This window comes from Cupriavidus sp. FW306-1B-F12B (assembly GCF_058781795.1).
Window position 1 is genome coordinate 116240 of the sequence record NZ_JBYSXC010000003.1, and the last position, 14993, is coordinate 131232.

The following is a 14993-nucleotide window of genomic DNA, read 5'->3' on the forward strand; positions in this document are numbered from 1 at the left end:
GCCGGACTGGTTGCCCCCACTTCGACGCGGTAAGACCTCGCACGGCTGAGGGCGTTTGGACATCTGCCACTCATCCAGCGCGACAAGCAAGGGGTACGTACCGCCACGTGGGCCCGTGTAGCACGTTTGCCCGGTCCCCCTCGTGCGAGGTGCAGCCAAGGCATTCGTCGCTCGGCTTGGTGTGCGAGAAGCATCAGGAGCGACGAGATTTCGCACTCCCACTTCCGCGGTGACAATGGTAGTCATCTACACTTAGCGTCCTTCGTTGACCGCGATGCGGTGGCAACCAAGGTGAGAAGTGTTAGGCGAACTCATCGCTAGCGGCCTGACGGCAGTGCGATGTCACAAGGGAACGGGCCCGCCATCGCGGCCCGGCATCACTTGTCATCAACAGCCGCAATCACCGCAATTTCGACCAGCAGCGACGGAAAGGCAGGTCTCTGCAATCCGACGCCACGCCGCGTCAAACGCGTGTAACGATATGGCCTAGCCGAGCCGCTCGCGTATCTCCGCATGAACGGCTGGCAAGTCCCTCCTCAATTCCAACTCCGTCAGTTGATGTGTTGCGTGAGCAACATCTTTTGAGACCACAACGTCAGGACGTGCGAGCAAGGCCGGATATAGATTGATTGCTAACTCATTTCCATTCGCCCTCGCCACGAGCGGTACGGTCTGACCTTGAACAGTTGCTCCGAATTCGCATTCGATGCCATCGAGCTTCAAGTAGCTTGCGAGCCCACGTAGTGGAATCTCCTGTTGGTGAGGCTCGGCGCTCCTCGGTACTGTTCCGTACAATCCATAGCGAAGTAGGGACGCTGCCAACTTTCGATTGAGATGAGCTTTCAAATGCTGATTGTGAAAATGGTCAAGACAATCGGTACAAGACGTATCGCAATCACAGCCTTCCAGTAGTGCAAGGGTGTCCATAGCAATTTCCTTGAAGTACTTTGCAGCAAGCTCTGCATAACCGGCACCGCCGGAAAGCGTGTCATAGAGATAGATGTCGAGGAAGACGTTGCCGTCTACATCCAGAGGCAGAATGCGATGCCCCGACCCAAATTCTGTCGGGTCCAAATCTAGTTGCTGATGGCGGCTCGCTGCTAGGCGCAAAGCTTCAGCCATACTATGCGCAGCACTTTCGAGTACTTGCACGTCATTCGACGTACCTATGTCTGTTACCAAGGGTGGGGAAATCTTGATGCGAACCAGCAAAAGGTCAGTAGAAAAACTGTATCCCAGGAAAGTGCGAACGAATTCGCCGTCGCACTTCACTGGGGCCGTCTTGCTGCTAAGTAGGTACGGCCGAGTGTGGCTACCTGACCTCGGGCGCAGTTCGTCGTAGACCTCCGCGCAGCCGCATTTATTACAAACAGAGAACCCTTGCCCTTCTCGTTGCACGGTCTTGCCCTTGTTGAGGGTCAGCAATCGCTTATCCGTAGCGTGGGCATACCGAAGGTAATTTCCTCCGTCCTGAAAATCGAAGGCTTCTGCGTTCGTCGGCTGAGGATACTGAGCCATTGTGGCGAAGGTGAACTCTTGCTCTTGGTCCTCTTCGGATAGAGCACGGGCATTCTCCGGTCCAAACACTTGCGGTTCAATCATCAGTCTTGCCTTTAGCGGCCCCTCGCACACAGGACAAACGTCATGCGGCCGCGTGGACGCGGGCGCATACGGGTCGTGGACAAACGAGCAAGCCTCGCAGATAACGATTGATTTCGCGTTCTCTGGCTCGAAGAGTTCAGCCGCTCGATTTCCGTCAGGTGCAGGAGCGCTGGCGAACACACCGCCAGACCGGTAGGTCTTCTTGTTGATAACGACGAGCCGCCCAGGCGCGTACTCGCTCAGCGCTTGTGCCGTGGACTGTTGCGGTTGCTGCTCCAGCTTAATCTCCCTGTAGCCCTTTGCGTTTTGCCGCCATTCTTCCACCAAGAAACTGCACAGGCTCGTAGGGAATGCATATGTCGGAAGCAGTTGGTGGAAAAACAGAAACTCTAGGAGGTCTTCGTTCTCAAGCAATCCTACTTCCCGGTCTTCGTCGTCCTCATCTTCATCGTCTTCGCTATCGGCTACCCGCTTGGGCTTGACTGTATCCAACTCGACAGCGAGCGTCTGGAGGGCTTCTAGCAGACCCCGCGCGACCTCGAGTACCCAGTCCAACACAGGCTGCTCTTCGCCGGTCAGGCCGTCGGGAAGCCAGCTAGCCACGATGAGCGCCTGGTGGTGCGGTGGTGAAAAAACTTGCACCTGCAGCCAGTTCGCAAATGTCTCCAGGTTTGGCCCTTCAGCCTCCTTGTTGAAGAAATCTCGAGTTTTCCCCAGGGCCTTCAGCAGCATGGCGCTTCGCGTCCTGTCGCTCGGGCTCCCGCTTGACGCATCTTGGAAGAAAGTCTGAATTAGATACGCATGAACATGCCGAATGGCTATCTTTGGATTTTCAACCTTCAACTCTGGGCTGCGCGGAGAGCCGGCAACCATATGCTCCGGATTCAGAAAGTAGTAGCTGTCGTGCGGACCATTTTGGGAAAAGCTCACAACCGATGAGACGGATGCCCCGCGGCGACCTGCGCGGCCCGCACGCTGTTGATAGTTTTCACGCTGAGGAGGAACGTTCCTGAGCGCTACTGCTACAAGTGAGCCAATGTCAATTCCCACTTCCATAGTCGTAGTGCAACTAAGCACATCAACCGGACGGTCCTTGTCCTTTAGCAGAATGTCCTGGAATCTCAGTTCATGTAGCTCCGTGGTGGAGTGCACATTGCGATAGTCCCGGTTTGATAGCTGCGCGGTGTGCTCTTCCACCGAAATGTTGCTGATTGCCGCACCCGGCATGAGCGCCTCAGCCACAGGCAGTCGCCAGAATGATTTTCTGGCTTTGAGGTAAGGGTCAGTTGTCGGGTCTAACAGACGTATTTGCTTGGAGCCACATAGCGGACAGCCGCCCGAGTGTTCCACCGGCATGATGCCGGTGCAGTCGTCGCACTGAACCCAATTGTGTCGAAGGTCAATAGTCAATTTGACCGCATTAGGGTTGACGAAGAACCCCTCTTTACTCTCCGCCAGAAACGAGCGGAATACCTCCTCAACCGAATTCACAACCGATTCGCCGAGACTACCTACCAGAGCTAGCCTGAACTGCGGGCGGAACTGCCCCTTGCTGCCCCAACTCGTTCGTGGAAATCCACTTGCTTTTTCTCGAAGCGAGTCATGGAAGTTAATCTCGAATGAGAAGGAGTCGAGAAGCTCGTCTATCCACGCGACGGCAAGTGAGCGAAGCTGGGCGTCGCTTAGCGCGACGCCTTTTCCTCCGAGCATCTCGTTCACACGACGCCAAGCAAGTTTGGCCGGCTCGATAAAGCCAATAGTCGTACCGCTCAAGGAGTAGTAGCTGCCGCACAAAAGTTTGAGCAAGGCATATCGATAACGCCACGGAGGTTCAACGGACCATTTATCTTCCAGTGCTGTCTCCAAGTCTCCATAGTAGTTGTGGCGAATTGTGGCGATATGCTGGTCAAGACGTTCCGCATCGATTCCATCGAACATCGACAGGTTGTTCCTGGCGAGAACCGCCAGGAAGGCGACATACAACGAAGAATTCGTCGGCTTTGCCTCCAGTGACAAATCGGAAAGCATTGATGCCGCAACGGCCACCGCCGCACGGAAGACGTCCAGCTCCATGTCGCGAGGCATGTCCCTTGCTAACCGTGCAGCCTTCTGACGTCCATCGGAGAAGACTAGGACCTTGCGCCCCTCGTTGGGGTATGTCTCTGTTTTATCTCGACTTGGAGGCTGATGGAACATCTGAGCCCGAACTAACGTGGCGAACGGCGCTTCGCCCTTCGTAACGTGGTCCATAATTTTCGATGGTTCGGTTGCAGCCCGCCTTGTCTTACGGCAGCACACCGGACACTCGTCGAAAGTCAGCTCTCCCTTTACATGTACATCCTTCGCAGGAATGCGTACATGCCGAAATCCTTGCATCGATTTGGGCTGCGTCCTGACCAAACGCCCAGTTTCGTAGTGCAACCAGGCGTCCGAATACTTGCTGGTCGAATGAGCCTTGCCATCAACGGACATTTCAATTGGGAAGAGCTTTTTGCTGCGATTCCGCGAATCCGTTGCTTCAGGTTCATGCCAGACAAAGTTGAGTCCTTCGTCGACCCATCCAGTAATGAAGGCCGCGCCGCAGTCTCGATGAGTATAAAAATCGAAAACACGTGCCTTACTTTCGCAAGAGCATGCCAGCAACGGTTTGGTGTGAAACCGACCAAGGATGGAGGGACCTTGATGCGGCGCGAGCCGCCCGGAACATTGCGGGTCCGAACATGCATAGAGTCCCGGCAATCCTCTGTGGAAAAGATGCAGCCTTGTCGGGACTAGAACTCTGCCGTCCCTCTGGCGCTTGGCATGAGAACACAAAGCAAGCAGGCTGTCGGTAGCGCGTGCTGCTACATCCGAAGAGTTGTTTGGACATAGGACTTCGGTCAGCACTTCTAGTGCCGTTGCTTTTCCAGAAACATGCCTGATAAGGAAGTCAACGAGCGGTAGTGATGAGAGCTGAGTAAAGAGGTAGTCTTGCATTCCCTCATACCCGGTGGGCGGCGACGGCCAACCGAGTCGAATGGCAAGGCGGTTCACCTCTTCGATAGCATCCGAGGAACCGCTTCCGATGCCGCCGAATTGGTCAACTCGAAATTGACTCAATGCCTCGACTTCCATCTCATTTGCAGGCCGCCCCTTCGGACGTGGTTCCAGTGTGCCTCGGACGACTCGAAATCTCGAAGGACCATCTTTGTCGGATGAACCTGTCAGGTCGAGCGCAAATTTCTCGGCATCGGCAATCGCACTTTCACCGTCACCAAGACTCGCGCTCGTTAAGATGCAGCGTACTCGAGAGCGGGGAACACCCAGTCTCGCAATCAGACGCCGAATTAGGAGAGCCACCTCGGCCCCCCCTGCTCCGCGATACATGTGCGCTTCATCCAAGACCAGGATGAGCTCATTTCGCTCGTCGGCAGCCAACCACTTCGACGTTTGGTCAAAGATAGTTCGCTCTATGGGCCGCATCAGCATGTACTCAAGCATCGAGTAGTTGGTGACCAGGATGTCGGGGCATGCCTCCTGCATCTCATGCCGAGTCATCAGTTCCCTGTCACGCGGCTGCGTAATGAGCCGGCTTTTCCAGTTCCAGTCTGTGTATGACTGGCCCGCGCGCTTCGCTGTCTCTTTGTAAGCTTTCTGTGCGGCGGCGTTCGCGTTATAGAACCCGACCAAATCCTTACTCGGCCAACGACCGAGGCTCTGCAACTTAGTCTTCAGTTCTGGACGCTGCTCGATACGGTTATAGAAATCTTCAAACAGCGGTGCTATGCGCGAGCCGTCTCGGGCGCTCGTGCGAGGGCCCGGGTATGATGTACGACCGGTGTAGCTACCGAAGCGAACCGGCCGGTCACGGCCAGCACTCACAATATCACTGACTCTGGTATTTCCTAGAAGGCGTCGGATTCGGGCTACTTGGTCGTTTACCAGTGCGTTCATTGGGTACAGCAGCAGCGCCCGGCACCCTGGCAGTGACCGGCTGTGGACTCTTTCCTCACTCTCCATGGCCAGCGTTGCAACAATTGGCATAAGAAAGCTCTCCGTCTTCCCGGAGCCTGTACCCGTAGCTATCACCAATTCCCTGCGCTCGGCTCCTATGAACGCTTCAAGTGCGTCCGCTTGGTGCTGGTATGGGGTGGGATACAGGCCGCTGTTGTCTGGTACCGACGCAATCTCCGTCAATACGGCCTTTGCCCTTTCAGGGATGGCAAGGCTCTTGTATGGCTTCCCAAACGCATATACCGGGGTCGCCTCGACGAAGGCCCTTTGCGCTATCACCTTAGGTTCTTGGAGCAGCGCGTTTCGTTCCGCCACTAGCCCTTCATCACGAATGTGATATTGGGCCTCTACGTACAGTCGAAGACTCTCGTGCAAACCGGACGCCGTCCCATGCACCCCATAACGCTTAGCGTTCTCATCATTCTGCATCTCTTGACCCTCCGTTGGCACGTTCTGCCAACCTGTACCCCAACAGTCCGAAAGCTCTTCTCAACAATGGCACAAGGCGAGCCGAAAAGGCTATACGCTTCGGCCAATCCGTTGAGACTTGTCCCACCAACAACCATCCAAGGCTAAGAAAGGCGTTCTCTGGAGCCGGCAACGGTCGAGGTAATTCCAATACCACCACAGCACCTTTTTCTTCGTACCGAATCTGCTGCTGCCGACCGCTCGCCATATCTATGCTCCCCTGCAATCGTCTAGCATCGTCCCTCTCGATGGCTAGAGACGATATGACTTGAGGTTCGCCGTCCTTTCTGGCTTGCATCCTACATAGGCCATATTCGCTAGTTGGGTTCCCGTAGATAGACACTTTCCGTCTATATAGATGCAGCTTGCCTAACTGTTCGCCCACGTCCTTGCGCGGCCTCCAACGGCCGTTGTGGAAAATATCCAATTCATCGAACTGCTCCACAGGCTGCATCATTCGAGCTGCGCGCTCCATGAAGGCCTTGGACCAGATGGCCACCTCATCATGCGGGCAACTGAGCCAGTCTTCCAAACGCTGCAACGGAGGATGCATCTGCGATGTGGCTTCATCCACGCTAATTAACCGGGCTCTCCCGACCACCTGCAGTGCTTTGCGAGTGCGGTGCTGCAGGGTGGGGAGCGGCGAAGCCGAAATAAGGAGGCGCGTCGCTTCGTCTACCCAAATAGTGCGAGCTGGAGCTGGTACCCAGTGGAGCGTATCCACCTTTGCCACCTCACCCAAGCCTTTCATCCGATGAAGTTCACCAAGCGCGATGTCGTCTGTGCAAGCGTCATTGAAAAGGTCTGACCAAAGTGGCGCGAGTCGCCGTCTCACTGTTCGCGTAATAGCTGCCGTCGAAACGGGAACAATATGCCTTTGCATGGGCTGCTGACTCTCAAGAAGCAGTGCTGCCCGGACGTGTTCGTTAATCGCAGACAGCTTCGTGGCTGCCTCGTCGCTTGAAAAATCAAACTCTTTCTCAAGCGCGTGGACGACGTCACGACGCGATAAGGAGTAGAGCATTCACGCCACCATCTCTGGTACCAAGTCGTCGAGGGCGCTCCTCACGTTGGCAACGTTGAGCTGCTCCATTGCGTAGGAGCGAATTGCATCTTCAACGCGCTGTCTGCCCAGCCCTTTGACCTTAGCCCATGGCAACACCCAAGCGTGCAGCGCTACTGATACGCTGCCCTCAAAGTTCGCGCCAGGTAAAAGGAATAGGACATTGACGAACCTCGAAAACACTATGCGCCATAGTTTGGTTGGCGGTGTTCCAAGAGCGTCAACAAGCCGATGAATCTCGTCTATTTCGTCTCGGAAGCTTAGTGGTGAGCGAAAATTCTGCTGCTCCAGAACTAATTTCCCCAGCTCTATACTCCGCCAGTCGGCACTCTCGCCCCACGCCAGCGTGTCGGTATCCACGAGCGGACCAAGCTCGACCAACGACGAGCTCATTGGCAAAGTTGCCGGGCCTTCTGCATGGGTTGCTATTAGGGCTAGTCTTTCTCCGCCTTCCTTTCGTTGAAGATGGCGACGCACGACGGCATCGCGAACGACTGTGCCGTATATCTCAAAAGCAGACCGATTGATGCCCCTCAACATCACGGCTCCGGCAGCACCGCTTGCGGCAATTCTTTGCACGCTATCAGCCTCAACGGTACTTCTGAGACCAAGGGGTACCTGCCATGACAGCACTTTCTCGCCGCCACAGCTAGCAGCCGCTGCTGTACCAAGGACGTCAGCGAGTGAACCGCTGCACTGAAGCAGTTGGCCAGCAATCATTGCCGATACCAAGGTTCGGGTGACGCGGTCGGCGTCGCTCTGTCGAACTCCTGAGGCAATCACGTTTTCTTGCGTCAGTTCGAAGAGACTTTCAATTTCCGCCTGGTCCTTTGCCTCTTTCCCGGCCCCGAGCTCCATCCAGACAGCCGCAAAAGGGAGGTGCAATTCCTCGTTGTAACTCGCCGGTGGTCTGCCATCGGCAACGTTAGAAATTTCCGTGAGATGACTTGGCTTCAAAGACTCCAGGAGTTCCTGATGGCTTTCAACCATGGCATCAATACTTGCTCTTACGTCGGCAATTTCTTCAGCAAGAGCATTAACGTGCTTCTGGAGGGACTGATGCTTGTTGCTTAGCTCGGCGTCGAGCGTCCGACGGGTGTCTTCAGAGTCTTTTCGAAGTGCATCCACCTGCTTTGAATAGAGGGAAACTCTATCAACGACAGTCCGGAGCTCCTTCGATGACGCGGCCGAAAGTCTCTTCTCAAAGTCCTCAAAGTTACCCTGTAACGCTGCGGTCGCGATGACAGACTGTTGTGCGCTTCGTACCGCTTTCTCAACACCCTCAACATTGGCTTTTAGCTCGTCGGCTAACTTTCCTACGTGTCGCTCTATTTCTTTCGTCTGGTGCCGGAGCGCTCCTACTTCTTCCGGGAGCTTCGCAAGAGCCCTATCTCTTTCGAGATTCGCTCTTAGTGGCAAGCGAGCGATGAAGGTTTCGATGGCGTCCGTGGTCGGCAGGCCACTGAACAACACCAAGCGGTCAACGTCCTCCCGCGCGCAGCCGGAGCTGCATTTTTCCACCAGATTGCGGACGAAATCCAAAGCTTCGTCGGACGAGGTCTCGGCAAAATCGAAGGGGCCACTTGGAAATGCAGCGGCGAACTTCTGGTGTCCCCAGAAAGACCAGATTGCACCGAACGCCATCCAGTCACCCTTCTTGGGTCGGCGATTGTCGTTAGGCACGTGACCGAGGGCGCCTGCGAGCAACTCGCGCTGCTTTTTGACCAATGTAGGGCCATTCTTGCGAAATCCCGGTATCGGGGGACGCGTGCTTAGTATCTTCTCTTGGGACGCCGGGGATAGCTCCTCAATGAAAGCTGTAATGGCGGCGGTACCCTGCTTAGCAACCCTCAGTTGCGCACTTTCGCTATATGTATATTTCATATCCTCGTTCGTGCGTTGACCTTACGCACCCTGACTTCAAGCTCCAGAACCGCTTTCAACGACCTCCACGTGGCACCCGCAGCATCGGGAGGCTCTTTCAGAAATTCCGAGATGATTTCCCCATCCTCAGCCGTTCGTGCATTCAAGCTCGGCGCAATCCTTCCGCGAGTCTGAAACAAATAGGCTAACAGCCGTTCTCTCAATCCTTTGGAGAGAGACGGGATGTGAGCGGGTGCATTGTTGCCAATGGAGATGACTCGACCAAATGCCCCAAAATCCAGGAGCACGTCATAACTTCGGTGGGCAAGAATGTCTACCAAGGTAGTCAAATCGACCGGACATAGCAGCCTTGCTCCGATGTCATGAGGGGTTGGAGCATCTGACCCACTCAGCTTCATGCGCTCTTCCCAAAGGCCATTTCGACCAATCGAAGCATAGCCGACCACATGTTTGGGAATTGACAAGTAATTGAACGAGATTGCTCCACTGCGGATAGCTTCCAGCAAGCTGGTAGCGGCGCTTTCGTGAAGTCCAACTGATTGGATTGCGCCGCTACTAGCAACTCCGGCAAGCTCAACCCCGCTTTGCGCCAAATACTTTGTCGATGCGACGATGTCGATGTTAAGAGACGCTCGTGCTGGGTCCAGACAAGTCAGTTCTACTGTGGTATCACGCTCTGGTACGAGCTGGAAGAACGGCTCGCTAACTGACTTAGCGTTCTGTCCTATCTCACCGGTCACGGACCGAGCGAATAAGGCGCTGGCGCCGATTGTTCGGTCGGGCGTGAGACGTCCTGCGCTTACGATTAGAGCCGACTTTGCCGGTACCTCGACCAAGCCCCCTGTGACTCGTCGCACCAACGGTGGCCACACTGGCACAATTTCCGGCAAGGTTGTCGCTATGTCCAACCCCGTGAACCCTAGGAGCCACTCTTGTATGGACTTCTCTACCGGGTATGACAAGGTAACCAATGCGCCGTCCCAGCCTGAACGGCTCTTCAAGGGCTCATAGTCAAGATGCGACGGAAATGCGGGCGCAAGGCTTGCAGGCCAGACTAGCGCATACGTTCGTCCAACGCTTACTTCCCAAACACGCTTAGCCAGTTCTTTGCCAGGTCGACGGATTTCGCCGAACACAGTGGCATATCCTGCCTCAAGTCCTTCGCAGGTGCGTTCCAGGTTGTCTGCGTATGAGGACGTGGCTGAGGAGACCGAGAGAATCTCATAATTCCCTGTCACCGGCTCCACGATGATATTTTTTTGCTTCTCAGTGACGCTCGTGGAGCGGACAACCTCAGTTCTTCCCCCTACGTCCACTGTTAATTCAAGACCGACATGGCCGCCAGTGGGAACCGTGAGCTCCAAGCCCCACCCTCTGGGCGTCGGCGATTCGGATAGACGCAATCCGAGACACATCGCACCTGGGCCATCGCCAACGTCATCGTCCAGACCAGTCAGCCCGGGTCCGTACGCACCGCCTTCCACGTAAAGAATGCAGTCCTTACCGCTGCGGCCAGGCATGTGCGCAAAGTAGGCGCGCTTTGAGCCTCCCGCCCGAAGGGTTACGGGTGCGTGACACTCTGGACAGGTGTAGAGTCGCCGGCCGCTAGTCGCTGCGCCCGCATCCACGAATTGCCCCGCCCGATTCAGGGCTTCTCGCACAATTCCCTCCTGCAAGTGTTAGGCGACAAATGCACCGCCGAGTGTCAAGCTGCGGCTAGCTCGTCAGTAAGCGACTTACGTCGCGCGTACGACGCTCTAATCAATTGCGGCAGCATTTCATGAGACCAATCGAGATATTCTCGCCTGCTTTCAGCACGTCCGACCATCCAACGGTCCACAGCCAGGTCGCCGATTTCCGAAACAGAAAGCAACGACTTCAAATTCGGCCTGCCACCACCATTTTTAAGTATTTTTAATGAGTTTTCGGCAAATAACGAAATGAATACTTCCCTCTTAATGCCATGCTTCAGGACGTCACCTTTAAACCCTAATCCTGACATTGCAGCTCTGATGGTCCGAATTCGCCAGTTCGGACCATCTCCATACTCATGCGTATCGGCATAAGGATGGCCAATCTCCCTCAAATATTCGCGCAGGTCTGCGAATAATGCTTCCGGGACGTGAAAATGCCCCCATCCTCCGCTATACCCGAGACTTTTGAAATAGTGGACGCCTGACAGCTTGAGACGGTTATAGACCGATGACCGCCCCATTGATGAGGAAGTTGTTACAGCAAGAAGTCTTGCGCCTTTGAATTTATTCGAGATGATTCCTTGGGAATCGCCGTAAGCGGCCGCGAACTCATCATATACCTCTCTACTGCGGATGAGGCATGAGACAAGTTTCCCACCCAGCAGCAGGTTATAGGGCGGGACGGCGCCCAGCACATATGCATCCATGACGTTGACCAATCGGTCAGCCCTATCGGCTCCCGCCCATCCGATGTGGTTGTCTCTTACCGAAAGGTTGAATACCGGGTCTCCGATTGCAAAGATGCCAATCAACTTTCCGTTGTTGTCGTCCCACACGAGATACCTTAACCGCCGGCCAAAGCCGCTAGAAACTGGTACAGACCATGTCAGCGAAGCCAGCCGAAAGAGGTCTGCTTGCCACGTATTACTACATACTCTCTCGATTCGTGGGCGAATGTCGGCCGCGCTTACGTCGGGACCGGATGCAAAATACTGCTGCAGCGACGGAAGCTTCTTTGTGATAAAGCTCGCCTGAGTTCTTAGAATCTCCCGTCTTTGTGGGGAGTGCAGTTGGCGAATAATCTCTTTGGTAGCTCCAGGCGCCTTCAATTCGCCATTCTGAGCTCGACTGTAGCCAAGATTCGCAAGATGCCGGCGCAGCCTGCGCTTCAGGAGTGCCTCTCGACTACTCAGCTGGATAAGCTTGCCGGTTTGATTTGATGACATGTCTGATTTTGACGAAGCGGGCGACAGCGTAGTGGCCTCAGGAAGAGCAAAATTATATTGCACCAGCTTCGCAACCAACGGTTGACGAGCGTCAATTTGTCGGTCACCCCCCTTACGTGGGGCTCGTGATAGCGCGACAAGGCATTTCAATCACATCCCCTCTGCCCGCAGGCGATTTGGGGGCGTCCGATGCAAAGCCTGGCTGTGCTCCGCCCTCATCGGTGCGAACTGAGCGAGTTTCAGACTGGAGAGGTCAGCCTCGCAGGTAAGCATTTGCTTTGCCCGAACAGCTAGACCGTAGCGCATCCTATCAACAGCACTTGCAACCTTCGGCACGGAATCACCATCGATGCAGCACGACGACCAGCTCGACCCCAAGCTCGTAAGGCGCATCCGGGTTGCCGCATTGCGGCAGGCGAGGCTGTGGTTCGGCAAACGCAAATCAGCGGCGGAGTGGACTTTTTCGTCGTTCAAAACGTACTGAGCCGCGGCGGCGCCATGCCGAACTCTCATTTCTGGCATTGCCCCAAAACCGATGGATGAAGGGACGTCGCCCTTGGGGACGCAGAGCGCCTGCGATACCGCAACTGGACAAATCAACGCCTGAATTGGGTTGACACAGTTGACTTGGTTGCAGGCTCGACCTATACCGATTGCATGCTGGCCAACGAAGCGCTGATGAACAAGCCTGCTATTGTCGAGGCCTTTATGGTGCCCCTCGATACTGAAACCGAAGATGCGCTGCGTAGTGCCGTTGGCGCTGCGACCATGCTTGGGCCGGAAAGGGCCAAGGCGCTGCTCGCGCTGCCGGACGAGCAACTTGGGCGCCTGTTCAAGCTGGGCATTTCGCAGGTCATGGACCTTGCCGCGCTGGTAACGTTCGGACGCGAGGCGCCCGCTGTCCGCGACACGAATAGGGCTGGGCGCGGAAAGACAGCCGCATCGCACGCGGCTGAAAGCAGCGACCCTTTCAATTTCGAGCGCCGCGTCTTGCCAGCGCGCCAGGCTCTGGTCGACTCTGGCAAGCTACTGCCCGCCGCGAAGGTCTGGGAAGGCCTGGATGTGACGCGACAGGCCCTCAACAAGGCTGTCGCCTCGGGGCGAATCTTCACGGTCGACGTCGGAGCATCCCAGTACTATCCGGCCTTTTATCTGGCGGGCGATGTAGACCGCAAGACGCTGGCGAAGGTGACGCAACTGCTGGGCAGTCTGTCTGGATGGAGCAAATGGCAGTTCTTCACGACATCCAAGGCGTCGCTGGGCAACGTTACCCCGCTCAAGGCGCTGTCGCGCGGGAAGGTCGAGCAGGTCGCAAAGGCCGCCGCGGCATTTGCAGAACGCAGTGGAAAAGGCAGGCCGTAGCAACTGGAAGGTAACAACTTGATTGGCTCGCCTGGGCAGATACCGGCCACTCCGCTAAGAGGCTCCGCTATTACAGGCAACATTCTGCCCACTATCATCCAAACTCCCGCTTTACAGGCAGAGTATTGCCTGTAGTTGCGGTGCCTGGACTCGTAGCAAGCTTGATGGATTTCCGAAATCTAACGGATGTAACGTGTGCACTGTAGCCGGCCGGCCCGCGCGAGATACTACTGCCGAACACCACTAGGTAGAGAATGTCCCGCCTCATAAGGGCTACCTGATGAAGGGGACGCAGCGCTTTGTGGCTGCCGCCGCCATCCACAGGCAAGGTTGACCATCCACTTGGAGACCATACGCAGCAGGGACCGAGGCACTCGTTTGGGCGCCAGGCGAGGCCAGCTACCCAGCCTCCATAACGACGGTCTGCGCCCAACTCAGCATCGGCCCAAACCGCTGCGGCAGAAGTTCCCGCGCCCTATCTAGGGGCACCCACCGAAACTCATGATGTTCCGGCCGACCAAGCTCGGCACTGACCGGGAGGCTCACATCACCCTGGCTCGACAGCGCAAGATATAGGCGCACGACCTTTCCCTTCGAGTAAGGCTCGGTCTCGCGATAGTCCTCGCCCCAAGGCAATTCCAGGCCAGACAACCCCGTTTCCTCCGTGGTCTCGCGCAGTGCCGTCTGCAACAGTTCTTCGCCAGGCTCGGGCTGCCCTTTCGGGAAGTCCCAGTTTCGATACGCGCGCAGCACGAGACAGCGCCACCGGCCGTCGAATTGCCGCACCACAATCAGGCCTGCGGAGCGCGTCACTATGGGCATCTTCTAGTGAGCTTGCGAAGATGGTCAGCCAGCGTTCGTTCGGCGAACGGATTTACCTTGGGCTCCGTTCAGCCGACGGCCTGGATAAAGATGCTCCCCATACTTCCGCTCTATATTCAAGAACTGGACTGATAGCTGCTCCGCCTCTTCAACCTGAGCAGCGAACTCGTCGAGGGTCAACTCAATTGAATTGTCTTTGCGATTGGACGACATGTCCCAGTCGAGGGGCACGAAGACAAGCAGCGGCGTTGCGTCGCAGAGCCGGCCAGACTCCGCATGCAAGTGTTTTCCTGGCACGCCCCACCGGCCGTGAGCGTACTCGTTCCGGAATCCTCTAGCCTTGTGGGCGCGCTCAAACCAGCCGCCTAGTTGCTTTTGCCCCTCATCATGGGCATCCGACCATGCTGCTGCCACCAATTGCTCCAGGACTCTCAGCCGCTCTTCCAACTTTGGCGTTCGCGGCTTTAACAGCGCACGAATCCTTGAGTCGTCTTCGTGCGCCCAATAGCGAAGCTGCAAGCCTACATTGAAGTCCAGCCTGGCAATGGCATGGACCAGCCGGCCGAGCAATAGATGAAACGCACTCTCAAAGTCGGTCTTCGCAATCTGGCGCCATGCATCTACTCGTTTAGGTGAGACCATAAGACTTTTACCCTAGCCTGACGTGGGGGGTCGCTTTAGACATGGCTTCCCGAGCAATTGACGGCTTACTCTTCAGCAATGAGGAACCGATTCGGATTTTTCCCAAACCACGCCGGTGTACAGCGACGGCCTGACCAGGTCTTGCCAGTCTTGGGGTCGCGATACTTCGTAGGTAGTGGCTCCTTGGCCACCTTGGGCGTTCCGCTACCAGCAGGCCGTCCGCGGCGACGTCTCCCA

9 protein-coding genes and 2 pseudogenes are annotated in these 14993 nt (G+C 56.0%); 2 read left to right on the top strand and 9 right to left on the bottom strand.

Going from position 1 to position 14993, the window contains the following annotated elements; genetic code table 11:
- Positions 1-486: 486 nt before the first annotated feature.
- From AC3WLE_RS06845 to AC3WLE_RS06870, 6 genes and pseudogenes are all read right to left on the bottom strand, one after another.
- On the bottom strand, positions 487-6024 hold the full coding sequence (locus AC3WLE_RS06845) for a DEAD/DEAH box helicase (RefSeq protein WP_492355904.1): 5538 nt from the start codon (positions 6022-6024) through the stop codon (positions 487-489).
- Complete coding sequence (locus tag AC3WLE_RS06850; RefSeq protein WP_492355903.1) at positions 6014-7087, bottom strand: hypothetical protein; 1074 nt, start codon at positions 7085-7087, stop codon at positions 6014-6016. Before AC3WLE_RS06850 ends, AC3WLE_RS06845 begins: the two co-directional genes overlap by 11 nt.
- Positions 7088-9010: a hypothetical protein gene (locus AC3WLE_RS06855; RefSeq protein ID WP_492355902.1), complete on the bottom strand. Its 1923-nt coding sequence runs from the start codon at positions 9008-9010 to the stop codon at positions 7088-7090.
- Positions 9007-9750 carry a hypothetical protein gene (locus tag AC3WLE_RS06860; RefSeq protein WP_492355964.1) on the bottom strand — a complete coding sequence of 248 codons (744 nt, stop codon included), beginning with the start codon at positions 9748-9750 and terminating at the stop codon, positions 9007-9009. The genes AC3WLE_RS06855 and AC3WLE_RS06860 overlap by 4 nt, the downstream gene beginning before the upstream one ends.
- Before the next feature lie 780 nt (positions 9751-10530).
- Positions 10531-10671 (bottom strand): annotated as a pseudogene (locus AC3WLE_RS06865) (competence protein CoiA family protein); the annotation flags it as partial.
- A gap of 44 nt (positions 10672-10715) precedes the next feature.
- Complete coding sequence (locus AC3WLE_RS06870; protein ID WP_492355901.1) at positions 10716-11930, bottom strand: Druantia anti-phage system protein DruA; 1215 nt, start codon at positions 11928-11930, stop codon at positions 10716-10718.
- Positions 11931-12279: 349 nt separating this feature from the next.
- Here AC3WLE_RS06870 and AC3WLE_RS06875 point away from each other — a divergent pair, with 349 nt between their 5' ends.
- Both AC3WLE_RS06875 and AC3WLE_RS06880 read left to right on the top strand, forming a co-directional pair.
- A complete protein-coding gene (locus tag AC3WLE_RS06875; protein WP_492355900.1) occupies positions 12280-12414 on the top strand; it encodes a hypothetical protein in 135 nt (44 codons plus the stop codon).
- 173 nt (positions 12415-12587) lie between these two features.
- Positions 12588-13292 (top strand): hypothetical protein, encoded by a 705-nt coding sequence (locus tag AC3WLE_RS06880; protein WP_492355899.1) that lies wholly within the window; start codon positions 12588-12590, stop codon positions 13290-13292.
- A gap of 399 nt (positions 13293-13691) precedes the next feature.
- Here the strand turns inward: AC3WLE_RS06880 and AC3WLE_RS06885 are convergent, their stop codons facing one another.
- From AC3WLE_RS06885 to AC3WLE_RS06895, 3 genes and pseudogenes are all read right to left on the bottom strand, one after another.
- Positions 13692-14105 carry a bis(5'-nucleosyl)-tetraphosphatase gene (locus tag AC3WLE_RS06885; RefSeq protein ID WP_492355898.1) on the bottom strand — a complete coding sequence of 138 codons (414 nt, stop codon included), beginning with the start codon at positions 14103-14105 and terminating at the stop codon, positions 13692-13694.
- A gap of 33 nt (positions 14106-14138) precedes the next feature.
- Positions 14139-14756 (bottom strand): hypothetical protein, encoded by a 618-nt coding sequence (locus AC3WLE_RS06890; protein ID WP_492355897.1) that lies wholly within the window; start codon positions 14754-14756, stop codon positions 14139-14141.
- Positions 14757-14821: 65 nt separating this feature from the next.
- Positions 14822-14989 (bottom strand): annotated as a pseudogene (locus tag AC3WLE_RS06895) (H-NS family nucleoid-associated regulatory protein); the annotation flags it as partial.
- Between the last annotated feature and the right edge of the window lie 4 nt (positions 14990-14993).

Excerpts from the sequence above, each read along its gene's own strand:
- AC3WLE_RS06850 (WP_492355903.1), bottom strand. The coding sequence starts at position 7,087 with ATGCTCTACTCCTTATCGCGTCGTGACGTCGTCCACGCGCTTGAGAAA.
- AC3WLE_RS06875 (WP_492355900.1), top strand. The coding sequence starts at position 12,280 with ATGCAGCACGACGACCAGCTCGACCCCAAGCTCGTAAGGCGCATCCGG.
- AC3WLE_RS06855 (WP_492355902.1), bottom strand. The coding sequence starts at position 9,010 with ATGAAATATACATATAGCGAAAGTGCGCAACTGAGGGTTGCTAAGCAG.
- AC3WLE_RS06845 (WP_492355904.1), bottom strand. The coding sequence starts at position 6,024 with ATGCAGAATGATGAGAACGCTAAGCGTTATGGGGTGCATGGGACGGCG.
- AC3WLE_RS06890 (WP_492355897.1), bottom strand. The coding sequence starts at position 14,756 with ATGGTCTCACCTAAACGAGTAGATGCATGGCGCCAGATTGCGAAGACC.
- AC3WLE_RS06870 (WP_492355901.1), bottom strand. The coding sequence starts at position 11,930 with ATGTCATCAAATCAAACCGGCAAGCTTATCCAGCTGAGTAGTCGAGAG.
- AC3WLE_RS06880 (WP_492355899.1), top strand. The coding sequence starts at position 12,588 with ATGCTGGCCAACGAAGCGCTGATGAACAAGCCTGCTATTGTCGAGGCC.